Genomic DNA, 17,342 nt, shown 5'->3' with positions numbered 1-17,342 from the left:
ACTCAGTCGATCGGGGGTTCGCCCGGGTCGAGCTCGATCAGGTCGCCCTCGGCGAGCAGCTCCTCGATCGACGCCGGCAGCAGGTACGCCGACCCGCCGCCCGGCTGGTTGAACCACGGGATCGCGACGCCGGCCAGCGTCTCCAGCGGCCGCTGCACGCGGTAGACGTGGTACGGCCGGTTCACCCACTCGGGCACCAGCGACCGCTCGGCGAACGGCGTGCCCGCCGCGTACGTCAGGTTGCCGTTCGGGCCGCCGAAGCGGTCCAGCTCGCTGCCCGCGGGCAGCTCGCGCAGCTCCTTGCCGCGGAACAACGTCAGCGGCGGCTCGCCCGCCAGCGGCCCGATCGGCCACTGCTGCTGGCCACCGCCACCCCCGCCGTTGACGGCCGGGCGGGCCGGCTCCTCACGACGCGGCGGCGCCGGCGGGACGGCCGGTGCGGGCGGCGGGACCAGCGGAGCGCCCGGCGGCACCGGAGCGGCCAGGACGGTCGGCGCCGACGGCGGCTCGCGCCGCGGCGGCGCGGGAGCCGCGGGCGGCGGCCCGGCCTGCTGCTGCGCCAGCGGCGGCGGCCCGGCCGGGACCGGCGCGGGCGGGGCGGGCTGACGCGGCGGGGCCGGCGGCTCGTCGTCCTCGAGGTCGCCGAAGAGCTCCTCGGCGCTCGTGAACGCCGTCTGCTCCTGCGGCGGCACCGGCTCCGGCTTGCGGACCGGGTACGACCCGGTCGCGACCTCCGGCGACAGCGTCGCGACGACCCGCTGCGGCGCCGGTTCCGGCTCGGGCTCGGGCTCCGGTTCGGGCTCCGGCTCCGGCTCGGGTACGTGGCCCTCCGGGTTGAGCAGCAGCTTGCCGAGCATGAACGCGGCCGCGTCCTCGGCGTCGCCGAAGACCGCGGGGTTGCTGAGCTTGCCGTCGTACCAGCCGACGCGCCAGCCCTCGTCGACCTCCTCGACGCTCCAGCCGTGCTCGGCGGGCTCACCCAGCTTGTAGCCGCTTTCGGGCACCTCGAGCTCGTCCAGCTTGGCCTGCAGGCCGGCGAGCACGGGGTGGTCCGGGGTCTCGCGGCGCAGCGCGCGGCGGCCCGAGCGGGGCGCGGCGGGCTCGGGCTGGGCCTGGGGCGCGGGGGCCGGCGGCTCCGGCACCGGCATGACGCCGGGTACCTCGGGCTGGGTGATCATGGTCGGCGGGCCAGGGTCGAACGGCGGCTGCTCCTCGTGCCGCGGGGGCTGGAACCCGGCGTGCGCCGGCTCCTCCTGCCGGGGCCGGCCGGGCTCGAAGGCCGCGTGCGCGGGCTCGTCCGGCCGCGGCTGGAAGCCGGGCGGCTCCTCGTCGGCGTGGGCCTGGAAACCGGCGGGCTCCTGCGCGTCTTCCTCGCGGTGCGCGGCGTGCTCGTCTTCGCGGTGCTGGCCGGCGTCGAACGCGGGGTGCTCCTCGTCCTCGCCGTGCGCCGGCTCGGCCTCGTGCGGGGCGTCGAACGCGGCGCCGTCGTGCGGCTCCTCCTCGTGCCCGATCGGCTGGTCGGGGACGTACTCCGCGGTCTCCTCGAGGTCGGGCACCCGGCCCGGCTCCGGCGACGTGCCGTTCGAGCCCGCGGCGTGCTCGGGGTGCTCGTACTGCTCCTCGCCGTAGGAGTCCTCCTCGGCGAAGCGGTCTTCGAACTCCCGGTCGTCGTAGGCCTCCTCGGCGAACTCGGCCTCTTGCGGGTAGCCGTGCTCCTCGGCCGGCGCCTCGGGGGCGTGGGCGGCCTCCACCGGCGCGGGCGGCTCCTGGTGCTGGGGCGGCGGCGCGGCGATGCCCGGGGCCGGTGCGACCATGGTCGGCGGCGGGCCCTGGGGTGCCTGCTGCTGCGGCGGCGGGCCCTGCGGCGGCGGCCCGCCCGGACGCTGCGGCGGCGGCTGGTTGCCCCGGGTCAGGTACGCGCCGGCGGCCTGCAGCGTCGGCTCGTCGACCGGCGGCAGCGTGAAGCCGACCGCCCGGACGTGCTCGACCAGGTCCAGCTCCGGCGAGACGCCGTACTTGCGCAGGTAGAAGTTGACGGCGGCGGGCCAGATCCACTGGCCGTCGCTGTGGAAGGCGACCGGCACGGTGGCCTCGGGCGTCGCGGCGAGCCGGTCGATGTCGTAGCCGCGCTCGGTGACGACCAGCGGCGCGTGGTCCAGGTACTCCAGTAGCCGGTCCTGCTCCTCGACCTCGAGGTCGGGGCGGTTGATCACCGGGCGGCCGGCCGGGCCGATCGTGTCGAAGATCCGGGCGATCCGGAAGTGCGGCCCCGGCTGCTCCGGGCCGAGCCCGGACATCCGCCGGATCAGCCACTCGGGCACGTTCTCCTCGGTGCGCGGGAACATCCGCAGCTCGTCGGAGTAGGCCTGCGGCGGCGGCGCGAGGTTCCACACCGGCTCGTCGCGGTTGTACTCGAGGTTGTAGCTGGACGGGTGGTCCAGCTGGTAGCGCGCGTTGAACCACGTTCCGCGGCCGTCGCGGTACATGCCCCCGCGCAGCCTGCCGAACAGGGTCGCGATGTCGTGGGTGGCGAGCCACTCGTGGGCGGTGCCGTCCTCGGTGACGATCTCGCCGGTCAGCTCGTGGTACCTCCCGACGGCTCGGTACTCCGCGGTGACCTTGCGCCAGTCGCGCGGGGCGGCACGGAGCAGAGCAAGTCCGATCTGCTTGACCAGGGTGTCCTGCTCGGTCGCGTTCAGCTGCGTCGTCGGTTGTGCCACCCGCACATTTTGACTGTTCGCGCGCGCGTGTGCACCCCGCATGTGGGTTTTGCCGCTCGGCGACCCGGCGGCACCCGGTCTGACCTCGCGTGATGCGAAGTGCGGTAGATCACAGCTTGATCGCGGCGAGCGTCGCGAGTGGACCGTGTGGGGTAGCGGCCAGTCTACGGGCAGCGACCACCCACGCCTGGAAGCGACGCGCGGGGGTCGCTTTGCCAGAATGGGCCCCGTGACGGCGAAGATTCTCGACGGCAAGGCCACCAAGAACGCCATATTCGCGGAGCTCGAGCCGCGCGTCGCGGCGCTGGCCGCGAAGGGGGTGACGCCGGGCCTGGGCACCGTCCTGGTCGGCGACGACCCCGGGTCGCATTCATACGTCCGGATGAAGCACGCGGACAGCGGCAAGATCGGGGTCAACTCGATCCGCCGCGACCTGCCGGCCGACATCACCCAGGAGAAGCTCGAAGCCGTCATCGACGAGCTGAACGCCGACCCGGCGTGCCACGGCTACATCGTCCAGCTGCCGCTGCCGAAGCACCTCGACGCGAACCGCGTCCTCGAGCGCATCGACCCGGAGAAGGACGCCGACGGCCTCGCGCCGGTCAGCCTCGGCCGGCTGGTCCTCGGCCAGCGGGGCGCGCTGCCGTGCACGCCGTACGGGATCATCGAGCTGCTCAAGCGCCACGGCGTCGAGCTGAACGGCGCGCGCGTCACGGTGGTCGGCCGCGGCATCACCGTGGGCCGGACGCTCGGCCTGCTGCTGACCCGCCGCAGCGAGAACGCCACCGTGACCCTCTGCCACACCGGCACCCGCGACCTCGCCGCAGAGGTCCGCCGGGCCGACATCGTGGTGGCCGCGGCGGGCGTGCCGGGGATCATCACACCGGACATGGTGGCGCCGGGCGCGGCGGTGCTCGACGTCGGCGTGTCCCACGTGGACGGCAAGCTCACCGGCGATGTTCACCCGGACGTGGCCGAGGTGGCCGGCTGGATCTCGCCGAACCCGGGCGGCGTCGGCCCGATGACGCGGGCGATGCTGGTGAGCAACGTCGTCGAAGCGGCCGAGCGCGCGGTCCAAGGCTGATGACGATGACGGAGGACCGGCGGGACACGTCCGACCGCCGGAGGCAGGCCCGGTTCACCCAGCTCCCGTTCGCGGTGGTGCTGCTGGTGGTGGCCGTGGCCGCGCTGCGGATCTTCCAGTACCACTGGCGGGAGGGCGCGGCGCTGATCGGCGCCGCGCTCCTCCTCGCCGCGGTGCTGCGGGCGGTGCTGCCGACCGCCAGGGCCGGGCTGCTCGCGATCCGCGGCAAGGTCGTGGACATCGTGACCTACACCGGGCTGGCGGCAGCGGTGCTGTACGTGGCCCTGACGATCACCGGCGGCCCGTTCGCGTCTTCTTAGGACGCCATGGCGAGCTCGCGCCGTTCGGCTTCGCGTCGCGGCGGTCCAGAGTGCCGGAGACGATCGCCAGGCTGAGTCCGAAGACCGCCAGCAGGGCGCCGACCCAGTTCGGGGCGACCAGGCCGAGCCCGAACGCCGAAAAGGCGCCACTTTCCCAGGGAAAGTGGCGCCTTTCGAGACCTCTTAGGACGCCATCGCCAGCTCACGCCGTTCGGCTTTCGCGTCGCGGCGGTCCAAGGTGCCGGAGACGATCGCCAGGCTGAGTCCGAAGACCGCGAGCAGCGCGCCGACCCAGTTCGGGGCGACCAGGCCGAGCCCGCCCGCGATCACCAGCCCGCCGAGGTACGCCCCGATCGAGTTGGCGATGTTGAACGCGGACTGGACGGCGGCCGACACCAGGGACGGAGTGCCGCCCGCCTTCTCCATGATCCGCGCCTGCATCATCGGGCCGATCATGAACCCGGCGACGCCGACGAAGAAGATCGTGATCGCCGCGCCGACCTTGCCCTGTGCCGTGATCGTGAAGATCCCGAGCACGCAGGCCAGCGACAGCAGCGCCGCGTACAGGCCCGGCATCAGCGCGCGGTCGGCCAGGCGGCCGCCGAGCAGGTTGCCGATCGTCATGCCGACGCCGGCCAGGGACAGCAGCAGCGTGACGTTCGACGGGGAGTAGCCGGCGACGTCCGTCAGCATCGGCGTGATGTAGGACAGGCAGGCGAACACGCCGCCGAGCCCGAACGTGACGATCGCCAGCGCCAGGTGCACCTGCGGCCGCTTGAACGCGCCGAGCTCACCCCGCAGCGACGCGTCGGCGGGCTTGCCCTGGTGGGGCACCAGCTTCGCGATGGCCGCGGCGGCGACCAGGCCGATCACGGCGACGACGCCGAAGGTGGCGCGCCAGCCGACCTGCTGGCCCAGCAGCGTCCCCAGCGGGACGCCGATGACGTTGGCCAGGGTCAGCCCCAGGAACATCATCGACACAGCCTTCGCGCGCTGACCGGGTCCGACCAGACTGGACGCGACGACCGCGCCGGCGCCGAAGAACGCGCCGTGCGGCAGGCCGGCCAGGAACCGGAACGCGACGCCGAACTCCTGGTTGGGCGACAGCGCGAAGAGGGCGTTGCCCAGCGTGAACAGGCCCATCATGGCCAGCAGCATGGTCTTGCGCGGCAGCCGGACGGCGACCGCGGTGAGCAGCGGGGCGCCGACGACGACGCCGAGGGCGTAGGCGGAGATGAGGTAGCCGGCGGTCGGGATGTCGACGCCGAAGTCGGCGGCCGCCTGGGGCAGCACGCCCATCATGACGAACTCGGTGGTCCCGATGCCGAAAGCTCCGATGGCGAGCGCGAGCAGCGCGACGGGCACGGCACTCCTTCCAGGGTCTGAGAAATCGATTACTTGGCCGATCTCGTGGCCGAGGTCACTGGATCGGTTCAGTGGAGGTTCAAAAGGAAAGGCAGCCGCATGGCCCCAGCGCCGTGAGCTGCCTACCCACAGTCCAACAAGCGAGCGGGGTCGTTGTCATCCCGATATCGGGTGACGATCCACACCGTAACGCCGTGATCAGCGCTGAGCGGCCAGGACGCCGTTCAGCAGGCCCGGGAACAGCGCGTCGAGATCGTTGCGGCGCAACGAGTTGAACCGGGTCGTCCCCTCCTGGCGGCCGGCCACGACCCCGGCCTGGCGCAGGATGCTCAGGTGGTGGGTGAGTGTGGACTTGGTCACCGGCACGGTCAGCCCGCCGCACGCGATCTCGTGGTCGACGGCCGCGAGCTGGCGCACGATCGCCAGCCGCACCGGGTCGGCGAGGGCGCGGAGCACGCCTTCGACGGTGATCTCGTCCGGTGTCGGGTGGACGATCGGCGGCAGCGTGACGGTCTTGGCCATGGACCCATTGTACGACGCCGATCGAAATTGTCGGAGGCGCGTAGTACGGTAGTCGTCGAACTACGACGTTCATCGAACCAATCGCCCGCTCCGCTTGGGGGACCCACCCATGTCCAACCCCTCGTCCTCGAGGATCTCGGTGCTGGCCTTCGGCGCGTTCGGCGTCGGGACCAGCGGCTACATCGTCGCCGGGCTGCTGCCCGCGCTGACCGGCGAGCTGCACGTGTCGGCGACCGCCGCGGCGCAGCTCGTCACGGCCTTCGCCATCGCGTACGCGGTCGGCTCGCCGATCTTCGCGGCCGTCACCGGCACGTGGGAGCGCCGGACGCTGCTGGTCGCCGCGCTCGTCGTCACCGCCGCCGGCAACCTGTTCGCCGCGCTCGCTCCGGGCTACGGCTCGCTCCTGCTGGCCCGGGTCGTGACCGCGATCGGCGCCGCGGTGTTCACGCCCGCGGCGAGCGCCGTCGCGGCCCAGCTGACCGCCCCGGAACGCCGGGGCCGCGCGATCGCGCTCGTGTTCGGCGGCCTGACCGTTGCGCTCATCTTCGGCGTGCCGCTGGGCAGCCTCATTTCGCAGCACCTCGGCTACCGGACGGCGTTCGCGCTGGTCGCCGCGTTCTCGCTGGCGAGCGCGCTGGCCGTGCGGGTGGCGCTGCCGTCGGTCGCCGCGCCGCCGCGGGTCACGCTGGCCGAACGGTTCGCCGCCGGCCGCGACCCGCGCGTGCTCGTCATGCTGGCCGTGACGGTCCTGGGGTGCCTCGCCGCGTTCATGGTCTACACGTTCGTGTCGCCGCTGCTGGCCGCCACCGCGGGCCTGCACGGCACGGCGGTCACGGTCCTGCTCTTCTGCTACGGCGTCGGCGGCGCGGTCGGCAACTTCGCCGGCGGCCGGGCGGCCGACCGCTGGGGTTCGCGCGCGCCACTGCTCGTCGTGACGGCAGCGATCACCGTCGTCATGGCGCTGCTGCCGATCGCGACGGCGACCCCGATCACGGCCGGCGTCGCGCTGTTCGTGTGGGGCATGGCGACGTGGTCGTTCAGCCCGCCGGTGCAGCACCGGCTGATCGAGCTGGCCCCGGGCCACGCCGGCCTGGTGCTCTCGCTCAACGCGTCGGCGATCTACCTCGGCGTCGGCCTGTCCGGCGTGGTCGGGGGTGCGGTGCTGACGTCCGGCGGACCGCTGGTCCTGCCCGAGGTCGCGGCCGCCCTGACGCTGCTCGCGCTGCTGCTCGTCAGCGCGGCGTGGGGGCGGGTCCGCGAGCCGGTCGCCGCTTAGTCGGCGTGGGCCTGGACTTCGCAGTCGGGCCCGGGGTAGACGAGTGCCTCGTGCCCGTCGGCGAACCGCACCAGGTAGGGCGGGGCGCCGTCGGGCCCGCGGACTTCGAGGATCTCGCCGCGCTGCTCGGCCGATCCGACGGTACGGCCGTGTACCTGGATTTCGTCTCCCACTCCTGCGTGCATGGCCTTCACCTCCGTGTCCAGGGTAGGAGCGCGAAACGCCCGGTGGTCCCGGCGAACGGGTTAGAATGCCCGCATGATCGATGAAATCGGAGGCGCCGCGCCTCGGCGCCGGTGAGCCCCGCGGTCCGGGTCCGCACGCCGAGCGAGCTGCGGAAGTCCCGGCGTCACAAGGCACATCCCTGCTGGGGCCACCTGGTGGCCGCCCCGCTCTGGCCGTTGCACGGCGCGAACCTCGGCACGCTGCTGCGCACGTGCGACGCGGTCGGCGCGTGCCTCGCGGTACCGCGGTTCCCGTGGGTCCCGGAGGCGTTGCGGCGCGGGAACACGTTGCGGCGCCCGGCATGCGTGCACTGGGTGCACGACCCGCCGGGCTGGCTGGCCCGCGAACGGGCGGCGGGCACCCGGGTGGTCGGCGTCGAGCTGGCGGAGGAAGCGGTGCGGCTGGGAGACCTCCCGGCCGCCCGCGGCCGCACGATCGCCGTGCTCGGCCACGAGCAGACCGGGATTCCCCCGGAGGTGCTCGACCTTCTCGACACCGTCGTCGAAATCCCGATGGTGGGCACGGGCGCGAGCCTCAACGTCGCGGTGGCGGGGAGTCTGGTTCTCTACAAACTCGCTGGCCTGCTGTGAGAAGGTCGGAACGTGGTCGAACTGGTGGAGACGGTCGCGGGCCGCGGCGGCGAGCTGGTCCTGCGGCGCGACGGCGAAGCGTTCGAAGTGATCGAGAACGGCGTGTTCCTGATGGACACGCGCAACGGCGAGTCCGAGCGCCTCCTGGTGACCGGCGCGGTGACGACGGGAGCGGCGGTCCTGATCGGCGGCCTCGGCGTCGGCTTTTCGCTGCGCGCGGCCCTCGACGCGGGCGCGGGTTCGGTCGTGGTCGTCGAACGCGAGCGGGCGGTGATCGAGTGGAACCGCTCGGGTCCACTTCGGACGGTCCACGGCGACGCGCTCGCCGATCCGCGGGTGAGGGTGGTGGAGGCGGACCTGGTCACGTGGCTGGCCTCGACGTCCGACCGGTTCGACGCGCTGTGCCTCGACATCGACAACGGTCCCGAGTGGACGGTCACGGACGGCAACGCCGCGCTGTATTCCGGTGCCGGGCTGTCCCGGCTGAAGGAGTTGCTGAACCCGGGTGGGGTGCTGGCGGTGTGGAGCGCGGGCGCGGCCCCGACGTTCGCCGCGCGGCTACGGGAGCACTTCGCTTCGGTGCGCGAGGTGGCGGTGGAAGTCCCGCGCGGTGAGCCGGACGTGCTGTGGTTCGCGCGGAACTAGCGGTCGCGGAGAACGCGGCCTGGTGCGATCTGGTCTGCGGGGGCCGGTTCGGCCGGCGGGCTTGGACGAGCCGCACGCGAACGCCGCAGTACTACCCGGATGCCGTGACGCTCACCCGGGACGCCACGGCCGCCGACGTCCTCCCGTTCGTCGACGGCTCGGCAGGCTGTTCGGTGAAGGACAGTTTCGCGACGCTGGAGCTGCCGGGCTTCTCCCTGCTGTTCGAGGCGATGTGGCTCGCGTGCGGCCCCGGCGTCCCCGAGCCGGGCTGGCGGCGCGCCGGTTCGCCGCTGGGGGCGTCGGTGGCGGTGCTGTCCCGCGGCGAGAACGCAGTCGTGGCCCATCGCGGCGACGGCGTCGTCGGGCTGTCGAACTTCGCGGGCCCGGACGACGGCTGGCCGGGCGCGGTCGCGGCGGTGGCGGCAGCGTTCCCCGGCCACCCAGTGGTCGGCTACGAACACGGCGACGCCCTGCGCGTCGCTTTGGACCACGGTGCCGAGCCGCTGGGTCCGCTGCGCGTCTGGGTGCGTTAGCCCGCGTTGGCCGCGGCCTTCGCCGCCTTCTTGAACGCCCGCACCTCGGCGAGCGTCTCGGCGCTGGTGACGTCGGCGATCGACCGGCGTGACCCGCGGTCGCCGTACGCGCCCGCCGCCTCGCGCCAGCCCTTCGGCTGGATGCCGCGCTGCTTGCCCAGCAGCGCCAAGAAGATCTTCGCCTTCTGCTCGCCGAAGCCCGGCAGGGCCCGCAGGCGCTTGAGGACCTCCGGGCCGTCCGGCTTCGGGCGCCCGTCGAGCCAGAGCCCCTCGGTGCGGCCGTCGTAGTTCTCGATGATGTGCTGCGCGAGCGCGTGCACGCGGCGGGCCATCGAGCCGCCGTAGCGGTGGATGGCCGGCGGCACCACGCACATCTCGACGAACTTCTCGACGTCGGTCGCGGCGATCTTCGCGAGCGAGAAGCCGTCCATCCGATCGGCGATCTTCCGCGGCCCGGCGAAGGCGTGCTCCATCGGGAACTGCTGGTCGAGGAGCATGCCGACGAGCAGGGCGAACGGGTCGTCGTTGAGCAGCTTGTCGGCGGCCGGGTCGCCGGTCAGGTGCAGTTCGCGCAGCATGCGGTCATCTTGACACAACCGGGCTCAATGAGTTCTCGCGTACCGCGACGGCGTCGTCCCGAGGTACCGCTTGAAATGCCGGGTCAGGTGGGCCTGGTCGGTGAACCCGGCCACCGCGGCGACCTCGGCGGCCGGGGCGCCGGCGAGCAGCAGCCGGCGCGCGCGGTCGACGCGGCGGCCGGTCAGGTAGCGGTGCGGCGGCAGCCCGAACCGCGTCCCGAAGCAGCGGACCAGGTGCGCCGGATGTGCCCCCAGCGTCGACGCGGCTTCGGCCAGCGTCAGCGCTTCGGGCAGCTTCGCGTCGAGGAGGTCCCGCAGGTCGTCGGCCAGTCCGCGCTTCGGCTCGGGCGTCGCCGGGTGCCCCAGGTGGGTGCGCAGCCGGTCGGCGACCAGCGCGAGCCGGCTCTCGGCCTCCAGCGCGTCGCCCGGGTGGACGAGCGCCTCGTGCAGCTGGTGGATCCGGGTGCGCAGCACGCCGTCGGCGACGCTCGGCTGGTCGACCGCCGCCCCGATCAGGTCCTCGCCCAGCACCGAGGTGTCCAGGTAGAGCACGCGCTTGCGGAAGCCGTGGCTGGTGGCGGCGCGCCCGTCGTGCGCGACGTTCGGCGGCAGCAGCGTCACGGCCGGGCCGAGCGCGCCGTGGTGGTGGCGGTCGAGGTCGTAGCGGATGACGCCGTCGTCGACGATCAGCAGCGTCCAGGTGTCGTGCGTGTGCAGCGGGTAGGCGTGGGTGGTGAAGCGCGCGTGGAAGACCTCGGCGATCCCCGGGACCGCCGGCCGCCACGCTTCGACCTGCGCCATGTTTAGAACGTACAAGACGCGCGGGTGGCCGGCGGGCGAGTCTGTCCGGCATGAGTTCCTTCGACACGAAGATCGCCGTCCTGCTCCGCGACGACCTGGCGTCCTGGCAGCGGCTCAACGTCACCGCGTTCTTGGTGAGCGGTATCGCCCACGTGACGCCGGAGCTGATGGGCGAGCCCTACGAAGACGCCGACGGCACGGAGTACCTGCCGATGTTCGGCCAGCCGGTGATGGTGTTCAGCGGAACCGGGGACGTCCTGACGGCGGCGCACGCCCGGGCCCTGGGCCGCGGGCTGCGGATCTCGATCTTCACCGACGAGCTGTTCCACACGGGCAACGACGACGACAACCGCGCGGCGGTCCGCGCGGTGCCGGGGGAGAAGCTGGTGCTGGCCGGGCTCGCGGTGCACGGCCCGAAGAACGCGGTGGACAAGATCCTCAAGGGCGCGTCGCTGCACCGCTGAGTAGAAACCCCCTGTCCGGACCGCGCCGGCGCTGGCAGCATGATCGGCAGCGCCGCGGAGAGCGGCTCGGACTGGGGAGGTTCCGTGAAGTCACTTCGTCGTGCGTGCGTGGTCCTGACGGCGGCGGCCGGGCTGGGCGTGGCGCTCGTGCCGGTCGCGTCGGCGGACCCGGTGCAGACGGTCGATTACGTCGCGGATGAAGGCTCGCACCCGTTGCACGGCACCGCGCACTACGCCGGGCCGGGCGACGAGGTCCGGGTGTGGGTCAACGCGGGAATCCTGAAGGTCGACGTCCAGTCCGGGTTCAGCGACCTGCGGGTCGAGATGAGCCCGCCGGCCGGCGAAACGCTCCACACGGGCACGTACACCGGCGCGCGCTACCGCTGGACCGAAGACCCGGCGACGGACACGCCGGGCTTCCTGGTGGTCAGCGGCGGCCTGGGCTGCGGCGACGTCTACGCGGACTTCACGGTGGACCGCCTGGACCGCGCGGCGGACGGCACGGTAACCGGCCTCGACGCGACGTTCGTCCAGCGCTGCGACAGCCCGGACGGCCCGGCCACCCGCGGCGAGGTCCACTTCACGGCCTGAGCCGCGCGACGGGCGGCTCCGGCCAGCCGCACGGCCTGCCACGGCTCGTCGTCGGCGTCGCGGCGTTCGAAGGTGACGCGGTTCGCCGCCGTCCGGCAGAAGACGCCGCTGGGTGAGGTCGCCAGCCGGTCTCGGCGCTGGAGGAACCAGCCGTCGGGATCGGCGGGCGCACCGGCGCCGCCGCCGAGGATCCGCCAGACCACGTCGGGTCCGAACTCCGGCAGTTCGGCGAAATCGAAGGTGCAAACGTTTGCGGACGGCGCGGGCGCAACTAGCCGCCGTTCGGCACCGGGCACCCGCCGATACTCCGCGTACGCCTCCAGCCGCGCGGCGACCGCGCTCCCGCGCACGGCGACCTCCGTCAAGTGGCCGTCCGCGAACCGGTCCAGCCTCACGGCGCCGTGGCGTGCACCAGGAAGACGCTCCGGACCCGGTCGCCGCCGTCGACGGTGAACGTGCGGGCCGACACCTCCACGAACCCCGCCGACGCGGCCAGCGCCCCCGCGCCGGCCTCGTCCAGTGGGAACGACAGGTCCGCCGGCACGAACTCCGCGAACGGGCCGGACGGCTTGAACCGCGATCCCGACACGACCGAAAACGCCAGGCGCCCACCCGGCCGGAGCACCCGCAGCCAGTCGGCGAACGCGACCGCCCCCAGGAAGTGCAGCGAAGACGCGCACAGCACGACGTCGGCCGACCCGTCCGGTGAAGGCATCGGCACCGCGGGCCCGACCCGCCACTCGATGACCCCCGCCGGGTCCTGCGAAGCCGCCTTCGCCGTGGCCCGCTCGACCATCGCCGGCGACAAGTCGACAGCCAGCACGCGCGAAGGCTTCAGCCGCAAGGCCGCGTACGCCGCGAAGCCCGTCCCGGTGGCGACGTCGAGAACGAGCCCCGGTGAGGTGGGCAGTGGCTCGACCAGCGCGTCGGCCACCAAAGCGTGAAAATCGTCTTGGTCGTAGTGCTCGGCGGTCTCGTCGAAGAAAGCGGCGCGGCTGTTGTCGGTCACCGACCCAACCTAGCGAGCGCCACCAGCGATTTTCAGCGGCCGGCGGCCCGCGAAGCCCAGGTCGGTGCGGTGGTACCAGCCCAGCTCGCGATCACCTTCGAGCCAGCACAGCAGCACGTCGGTGCCGTCGAGCTCGGCCGGGAAGTCGATCAGCAGCGGCGCGAACCCCTTGAGCTCGGCGCCGGTGTGCTGGACCGTCGTCATCAGGTCGTCGAGCCGCGCCTGCGCGGCCTTCCACTCGGGCAACCCGCCCAGCTCGGTGGCCCGCCCGCCGGGGCGCAGCGACGCCGCGAGCTCGGCCGCGTCGGCCCGGACGCGCACCAGTTCGTCGAGGACCGGCCGCAGCCGCGCCAGTTCGTCGCGTGCCTCCGCGACGGTGAACAAACCCATCGCCCGATGATCCCACCGGGCCGGTTCAGGCCTCGCGGCGCCGCCGGACCAGCGCGTTGGCCAGTCCGCTGCCGACCAGCAGGAACCCCACGCCGAGCAGGCCGCCGATGAACAGGAAGTCCATGACGCCGTACGCGATGTCGCTCTTCGGCATCATGTTGACCAGCTTGAAGCCCCACTCCGGCACGGCCATCGCGGCCACCCCGGGCAGCACGCCGTAGATCAGGCCGCCGAGGATCGGGCCCGCCGCCGACAGCGCGCCGAGCGCGGCGACGACCAGCAGCAGGATCGCCCCTCCGGCCAGCAGCGCGATGCCCAGCGGGTCGCGGTTGGTGCTCAGCGTCGCCTGGATCAGCTGCTGCTGGCGCAGCCCGCCCCAGCTCAGCAGCCCCAGCGCGACCGGGGTGAGCAGCAGCCCGCCCAGCGCGCTGACCAGGTGGGCGACGCCGCGGCGCGGCCGTTCGTCGAGCGCTTCCGTCGTGTCGTCGTAGTCCTCGTAGTCGTCTTCGTACTCGGCGTACCGATGGGTCGACATGGCCGTCACCTCCCGCATGATGAGTTCACGGGTGGCATCGTGCCTTGGTTCACCCCGCAGCGCGACGGTCGCTCGGCGAGCGGTCGGATCGGCCCAACGGCAGGTCGTGCCCGGTGACCCCGGCCACAATCGGCGGGGGGAGACTTGATACCGGCCACTACTGGAACCATCCAGGACGGTCAAGCAGTACGCTTGTACCGCTACCGGCGAGACTTAGAAGAAGAACGCGAAGATCCGCGGAAGGAGCACCGCTGCTCATGGCCAAGATCAAGGTCCAGGGCACCGTCGTCGAACTCGACGGCGATGAGATGACCCGCATCATCTGGCAGTTCATCAAGGACAAGCTGATCCACCCGTACCTGGACGTGAACCTGGACTACTACGACCTCGGCATCGAGGAGCGGGACCGCACCGACGACCAGGTCACGATCGACGCCGCGAACGCCATCAAGAGGCACGGCGTCGGCGTCAAGTGCGCCACGATCACCCCGGACGAGGCGCGCGTCGAAGAGTTCGGCCTCAAGAAGATGTGGCTGTCCCCGAACGGGACCATCCGCAACATCCTCGGCGGCGTGATCTTCCGCGAGCCCATCGTCATCCAGAACATCCCGCGGCTGGTGCCGACGTGGACGAAGCCGATCATCATCGGCCGCCACGCCCACGGCGACCAGTACAAGGCGACCAACTTCAAGGTCCCCGGCCCGGGCACGCTGACCATCAGCTACACCCCGGACGACGGCTCCGAGCCGATGGAGTTCGAGGTCGCGAAGTTCCCCGAGGGCGGCGGCGTCGCCATGGGGATGTACAACTTCAAGAAGTCGATCGAGGACTTCGCGCGCGCCTCGCTGCAGTACGGCCTCGACCGCGGCCTGCCGGTCTACCTCTCCACCAAGAACACCATCCTCAAGGCCTACGACGGCCAGTTCAAGGACGTGTTCGAGGAGATCTTCCAGAACGAGTTCAAGGCCGACTTCGACGCCAAGGGCATCTCCTACGAGCACCGCCTGATCGACGACATGGTCGCCGCGGCGATGAAGTGGGAGGGCGGCTACGTCTGGGCGTGCAAGAACTACGACGGTGACGTCCAGTCCGACACGGTCGCGCAGGGCTTCGGCTCGCTCGGCCTGATGACGTCGGTGCTGCGCACGCCGGACGGCAAGACCGTCGAGGCCGAGGCCGCGCACGGCACGGTCACCCGGCACTACCGCCAGCACCAGCAGGGCAAGCCGACGTCGACGAACCCGATCGCGTCGATCTACGCCTGGACCCGCGGCCTCGAGCACCGCGGCAAGCTGGACGGCAACCAGGAGCTGATCGGCTTCGCCAACAAGCTGGAGCAGGTCGTCGTCGAGACGGTCGAGGCCGGCCAGATGACGAAGGACCTCGCGCTGCTCATCAGCAAGGACCAGCCGTTCCAGACGACCGAGGAGTTCCTCGCGACGCTGGACGACAACCTGGCGAAGAAGATCGCCCAGGGCTGAGTGCTTTTCGGAGGGGCCCTCTTCCCGGTTCGCCGGGAAGAGGGCCTTTTTCGTACACCGTGCGTCACCGGCGGGTGATGCGGACTGGCGCCTCCGGGTGGTTGCTGCGTCCGGCGCTGTCCGTGTGGGTAAAGGATTGCCTACCCTTGGCGGGGGACGGGGCTCGCGGTTGGAGGAAGGCATGTCGAAGAAGACTCTGATCATCTTGGGCGCCATCGTCCTGGTCGTCATCGTCTACGTGACGAACACGAACAAGCAGGCTTCGGGAGCGTCGGCCACCGGCTGCAAGGTGACGGTGACCGCGGACGTCCTCAACGCCCGCGAGACGGCCGACGGCAACGCGAAGGTCGTCGGCAAGTACTTGCGCGACGCCCAGTTCGACGCGCTGCCGGGCGTGCAGAACGGCTTCCGGAAGGTGGCCGACGACAAGTGGGTGGCCGCCGCGTTCACCGAGCCGGTCGCCGGGTCCGCCTGCTGATCAGACTCCCAGCAGATCGGTGCCGAGGGTGATGACGCCACACACCGCGGCGGTCAGCCCCAGCACCCGCGCGCGTTTCGGGTCGCGTTTCGCGGCGGCCCGCCAGTAGAGGCCGATGCCGATCGCCAGCATCAGCAGTTCGACGACGGCCGATACGGCGGGCAGCCGCCACAACCCGAAGCCGAACGTCGGCAGGTCGCCGGCGTTGCCGGGCAGGATCGGCAGGTCGGCGCGGTGCACGACGAGGTCGAGCAGCCAGTGCGAGAAGACGACCGCGCCCAGGATCAGTCCGGTTTCGCGGCCCAGCCACCTGCTCGCCACCGCGCCGAAGAGCGCGGCGAGGACGAGCGCGCCGACGAGGGAGTGCGTGTAGTCGGCGTGGATGACGCCGCCGCCGTAGCCCGTGCCGTCGACCGTCTCGATGCCGCTGAGGTAGAGCGGCACGAAGACGACGTCGAGCCAGGCGGTGGCGAGCATGAGCGTCCACACGGGAATGGCGGGCCGGCCGGCCTTGACGGCGGCGGCGAGCCCGAAGTGCCCGGCGATCATCGGCGGGCCTCCGTCCAGGGGAACCGGGCGTCGAGCACGCCGAGCCCGACGGTGAAGAGGAGGACGGCGAGGATGAAGCTCATTTCTGCTCCTGCTCCGAGTAGGTGGTCAAGCCTTGGACGACGATGGTTTTGAGGACTTCGAAGCTCTGGTCGACGTCCTCGGGGCGGCCGAAGCCGCCGGAGGCTTCGAGCCCGGCGAACCCGTGCACGGCGGCGCGGAGGCAGCGGGTGGCGTGCACGACCTGGGCGTGGCCGAAGCCGTAGGGGCGAAGGACGGCGAAGACGACCTCGGCGACGGCGTGGGTGGCCTTGCTGAGTTCGGTGTCGGTCTCGTCGGGGGCGGTGGCGAGGGCGTGGGTGCGGTGCGGGTGGCGTCGCAGGTAGTCGCGGTAAGCGTCGGCGACGGCCCGGACGGCGTCCGCGCTTTCGCGCCCGGTGGCGGCTTTTTGCAAGGCCTCGGACATTTCCCGCACGACCCGGAGGTCGATCAGGCGGCGCAGGTCGGCGAGGTTCTTGACGTGCTTGTAGAGGGAGGGCGCGGCGACGTTGGCGCGCTCGGCGACCTTGGCGAGGGTGAGGGCTTCGGGCCCGGACGCGTCGATGATCTCGAGGGCCAGCTCGACCACGGCGTCGGGGGTCAGGCCGGCTCTAGGAGACATGATGGCTACTTGGCATAGCTTTAAAGCTAATGTTCGTAGCTTGTGGGGTCAAGCGCCGGTTTTTGTCGGTGGTGGGTGTTAGAACTTCGGTAGGTCGGAAGTGGGGAGGTGGCCGACGCCCGGGGCCGGGCGACAACTGAATGCGGCATGGGTTCGAGGTGGTGTCCGCGGGGTCTCCAGGGGGAGTTCCGCGGGCAGGGGCCACGGGGGCTGTGCGGCGGGGCCGGAGGGATGGAGCCTGGGGAACGCGGCCGGACGGGGGTCCGGGCGTGGGGCGAGGATCCCTTCGGACCCGCCGGACTTCCGGGTGGCGCGGCTGTCGGCTGTTCGCTGTTTCGCTGCGGGCCGAGGGGATGGTTCGCGTTGGGGTGTGCAGTTTTGCGCGCGAGGGTGGGCAACTTCGCACGCACTGGGCAAGCTCTTCCGAGCCGAGCCGAGCCGAGCCGAGCCGAGCCGAGCCGAGCCGAGCCGAGCCGAGCCGAGCCGAGCCGAGCCGAGCCGAGCCGAGCCGAGCCGAGCCGAGCG

General features: G+C 72.1%; 21 protein-coding genes. 10 read left to right on the top strand and 11 right to left on the bottom strand.

Annotated features, from left to right (window positions below):
- Positions 1-2: 2 nt before the first annotated feature.
- Positions 3-2,726, bottom strand: a complete 2,724-nt coding sequence (locus ACIRSS_RS29545) for a glycohydrolase toxin TNT-related protein (RefSeq protein ID WP_400900536.1) — start codon at positions 2,724-2,726, stop codon at positions 3-5.
- A 223-nt stretch (positions 2,727-2,949) separates the two neighbouring features.
- Between ACIRSS_RS29545 and ACIRSS_RS29540 the strand changes: the two genes are divergently transcribed.
- Together ACIRSS_RS29540 and ACIRSS_RS29535 are read left to right on the top strand one after the other, a co-directional pair.
- On the top strand, positions 2,950-3,804 hold the full coding sequence (locus ACIRSS_RS29540) for a bifunctional methylenetetrahydrofolate dehydrogenase/methenyltetrahydrofolate cyclohydrolase (protein ID WP_400900534.1): 855 nt from the start codon (positions 2,950-2,952) through the stop codon (positions 3,802-3,804).
- On the top strand, positions 3,804-4,124 hold the full coding sequence (locus tag ACIRSS_RS29535; protein ID WP_400900532.1) for a DUF3017 domain-containing protein: 321 nt from the start codon (positions 3,804-3,806) through the stop codon (positions 4,122-4,124). Before ACIRSS_RS29540 ends, ACIRSS_RS29535 begins: the two co-directional genes overlap by 1 nt.
- 183 nt (positions 4,125-4,307) lie before the next feature.
- Here the strand turns inward: ACIRSS_RS29535 and ACIRSS_RS29530 are convergent, their stop codons facing one another.
- Positions 4,308-5,489, bottom strand: coding sequence for an MFS transporter (locus tag ACIRSS_RS29530; protein ID WP_400900530.1), 1,182 nt, complete (start codon positions 5,487-5,489; stop codon positions 4,308-4,310).
- Between the two features lie 198 nt (positions 5,490-5,687).
- Positions 5,688-6,011 (bottom strand): ArsR/SmtB family transcription factor, encoded by a 324-nt coding sequence (locus tag ACIRSS_RS29525; protein WP_400900528.1) that lies wholly within the window; start codon positions 6,009-6,011, stop codon positions 5,688-5,690.
- Positions 6,012-6,120: 109 nt separating this feature from the next.
- On the opposite strand from ACIRSS_RS29525, the gene ACIRSS_RS29520 reads away from it, so the two are divergent.
- On the top strand, positions 6,121-7,287 hold the full coding sequence (locus ACIRSS_RS29520; RefSeq protein ID WP_400900526.1) for an MFS transporter: 1,167 nt from the start codon (positions 6,121-6,123) through the stop codon (positions 7,285-7,287).
- Here ACIRSS_RS29520 and ACIRSS_RS29515 read toward each other — a convergent pair.
- A complete protein-coding gene (locus tag ACIRSS_RS29515) occupies positions 7,284-7,472 on the bottom strand; it encodes a DUF1918 domain-containing protein (protein ID WP_284745509.1) in 189 nt (62 codons plus the stop codon). The two genes, ACIRSS_RS29520 and ACIRSS_RS29515, sit on opposite strands and share 4 nt — an antisense overlap.
- Before the next feature lie 111 nt (positions 7,473-7,583).
- Here ACIRSS_RS29515 and ACIRSS_RS29510 point away from each other — a divergent pair, with 111 nt between their 5' ends.
- The 3 genes from ACIRSS_RS29510 to ACIRSS_RS29500 all read left to right on the top strand — a co-directional run bounded on the left by ACIRSS_RS29510 (position 7,584) and on the right by ACIRSS_RS29500 (position 9,280).
- Complete coding sequence (locus ACIRSS_RS29510) at positions 7,584-8,102, top strand: TrmH family RNA methyltransferase (RefSeq protein WP_400900524.1); 519 nt, start codon at positions 7,584-7,586, stop codon at positions 8,100-8,102.
- Between the two features lie 12 nt (positions 8,103-8,114).
- A complete protein-coding gene (locus tag ACIRSS_RS29505) occupies positions 8,115-8,747 on the top strand; it encodes a spermidine synthase (protein ID WP_400900522.1) in 633 nt (210 codons plus the stop codon).
- A 104-nt stretch (positions 8,748-8,851) separates the two neighbouring features.
- Entirely contained in the window at positions 8,852-9,280 is a 429-nt protein-coding gene (locus tag ACIRSS_RS29500; RefSeq protein WP_400900520.1) for a hypothetical protein, read from the top strand.
- On the opposite strand, the gene ACIRSS_RS29495 is transcribed toward ACIRSS_RS29500, so the two are convergent.
- Both ACIRSS_RS29495 and ACIRSS_RS29490 read right to left on the bottom strand, forming a co-directional pair.
- Entirely contained in the window at positions 9,277-9,858 is a 582-nt protein-coding gene (locus tag ACIRSS_RS29495; RefSeq protein WP_400900518.1) for an HhH-GPD-type base excision DNA repair protein, read from the bottom strand. The genes ACIRSS_RS29500 and ACIRSS_RS29495 overlap by 4 nt on opposite strands.
- A gap of 24 nt (positions 9,859-9,882) precedes the next feature.
- Positions 9,883-10,659, bottom strand: coding sequence for a helix-turn-helix domain-containing protein (locus ACIRSS_RS29490; RefSeq protein ID WP_400900516.1), 777 nt, complete (start codon positions 10,657-10,659; stop codon positions 9,883-9,885).
- Between the two features lie 50 nt (positions 10,660-10,709).
- Between ACIRSS_RS29490 and ACIRSS_RS29485 the strand changes: the two genes are divergently transcribed.
- Both ACIRSS_RS29485 and ACIRSS_RS29480 read left to right on the top strand, forming a co-directional pair.
- Positions 10,710-11,123, top strand: a complete 414-nt coding sequence (locus ACIRSS_RS29485) for a DUF2000 family protein (protein WP_400900514.1) — start codon at positions 10,710-10,712, stop codon at positions 11,121-11,123.
- Positions 11,124-11,207: 84 nt separating this feature from the next.
- Positions 11,208-11,714, top strand: a complete 507-nt coding sequence (locus tag ACIRSS_RS29480) for a hypothetical protein (RefSeq protein ID WP_400900512.1) — start codon at positions 11,208-11,210, stop codon at positions 11,712-11,714.
- A 391-nt stretch (positions 11,715-12,105) separates the two neighbouring features.
- On the opposite strand, the gene ACIRSS_RS29475 is transcribed toward ACIRSS_RS29480, so the two are convergent.
- From ACIRSS_RS29475 to ACIRSS_RS29465, 3 genes are read right to left on the bottom strand one after another with little or no spacing between them, the layout of a single operon-like run.
- Entirely contained in the window at positions 12,106-12,723 is a 618-nt protein-coding gene (locus ACIRSS_RS29475) for a class I SAM-dependent methyltransferase (RefSeq protein WP_400900510.1), read from the bottom strand.
- A gap of 9 nt (positions 12,724-12,732) precedes the next feature.
- On the bottom strand, positions 12,733-13,113 hold the full coding sequence (locus ACIRSS_RS29470; RefSeq protein WP_400900508.1) for a DUF2203 domain-containing protein: 381 nt from the start codon (positions 13,111-13,113) through the stop codon (positions 12,733-12,735).
- 25 nt (positions 13,114-13,138) lie between these two features.
- Complete coding sequence (locus ACIRSS_RS29465) at positions 13,139-13,648, bottom strand: hypothetical protein (RefSeq protein WP_400900506.1); 510 nt, start codon at positions 13,646-13,648, stop codon at positions 13,139-13,141.
- A 257-nt stretch (positions 13,649-13,905) separates the two neighbouring features.
- On the opposite strand from ACIRSS_RS29465, the gene ACIRSS_RS29460 reads away from it, so the two are divergent.
- Entirely contained in the window at positions 13,906-15,129 is a 1,224-nt protein-coding gene (locus tag ACIRSS_RS29460; RefSeq protein ID WP_400900504.1) for an NADP-dependent isocitrate dehydrogenase, read from the top strand.
- 181 nt (positions 15,130-15,310) lie between these two features.
- A complete protein-coding gene (locus tag ACIRSS_RS29455; protein WP_086682383.1) occupies positions 15,311-15,607 on the top strand; it encodes a hypothetical protein in 297 nt (98 codons plus the stop codon).
- On the opposite strand, the gene ACIRSS_RS29450 is transcribed toward ACIRSS_RS29455, so the two are convergent.
- Positions 15,608-16,156 carry a permease gene (locus ACIRSS_RS29450; protein ID WP_400900502.1) on the bottom strand — a complete coding sequence of 183 codons (549 nt, stop codon included), beginning with the start codon at positions 16,154-16,156 and terminating at the stop codon, positions 15,608-15,610.
- A 79-nt stretch (positions 16,157-16,235) separates the two neighbouring features.
- Positions 16,236-16,817 carry a TetR/AcrR family transcriptional regulator gene (locus ACIRSS_RS29445; protein WP_400900500.1) on the bottom strand — a complete coding sequence of 194 codons (582 nt, stop codon included), beginning with the start codon at positions 16,815-16,817 and terminating at the stop codon, positions 16,236-16,238.
- Positions 16,818-17,342 lie beyond the last annotated feature (525 nt).

This window comes from Amycolatopsis sp. NPDC101161 (assembly GCF_044768185.1).
In the GTDB taxonomy this organism is placed as follows: Bacteria; Actinomycetota; Actinomycetes; order Mycobacteriales; family Pseudonocardiaceae; genus Amycolatopsis.
The sequence above is the reverse complement of the archived record's forward strand: the minus strand, read 5'-3'. Positions and strand labels throughout refer to the sequence as shown.

Coding starts and splice junctions, on each gene's coding strand:
- ACIRSS_RS29535 (WP_400900532.1), top strand. CDS start 3,804: ATGACGATGACGGAGGACCGGCGGGACACGTCCGACCGCCGGAGGCAG.
- ACIRSS_RS29525 (WP_400900528.1), bottom strand. CDS start 6,011: ATGGCCAAGACCGTCACGCTGCCGCCGATCGTCCACCCGACACCGGAC.
- ACIRSS_RS29520 (WP_400900526.1), top strand. CDS start 6,121: ATGTCCAACCCCTCGTCCTCGAGGATCTCGGTGCTGGCCTTCGGCGCG.
- ACIRSS_RS29515 (WP_284745509.1), bottom strand. CDS start 7,472: ATGCACGCAGGAGTGGGAGACGAAATCCAGGTACACGGCCGTACCGTC.
- ACIRSS_RS29495 (WP_400900518.1), bottom strand. CDS start 9,858: ATGCTGCGCGAACTGCACCTGACCGGCGACCCGGCCGCCGACAAGCTG.
- ACIRSS_RS29490 (WP_400900516.1), bottom strand. CDS start 10,659: ATGGCGCAGGTCGAAGCGTGGCGGCCGGCGGTCCCGGGGATCGCCGAG.
- ACIRSS_RS29485 (WP_400900514.1), top strand. CDS start 10,710: ATGAGTTCCTTCGACACGAAGATCGCCGTCCTGCTCCGCGACGACCTG.
- ACIRSS_RS29470 (WP_400900508.1), bottom strand. CDS start 13,113: ATGGGTTTGTTCACCGTCGCGGAGGCACGCGACGAACTGGCGCGGCTG.
- ACIRSS_RS29465 (WP_400900506.1), bottom strand. CDS start 13,648: ATGTCGACCCATCGGTACGCCGAGTACGAAGACGACTACGAGGACTAC.
- ACIRSS_RS29460 (WP_400900504.1), top strand. CDS start 13,906: ATGGCCAAGATCAAGGTCCAGGGCACCGTCGTCGAACTCGACGGCGAT.
- ACIRSS_RS29455 (WP_086682383.1), top strand. CDS start 15,311: ATGTCGAAGAAGACTCTGATCATCTTGGGCGCCATCGTCCTGGTCGTC.
- ACIRSS_RS29450 (WP_400900502.1), bottom strand. CDS start 16,156: ATGATCGCCGGGCACTTCGGGCTCGCCGCCGCCGTCAAGGCCGGCCGG.
- ACIRSS_RS29445 (WP_400900500.1), bottom strand. CDS start 16,817: ATGTCTCCTAGAGCCGGCCTGACCCCCGACGCCGTGGTCGAGCTGGCC.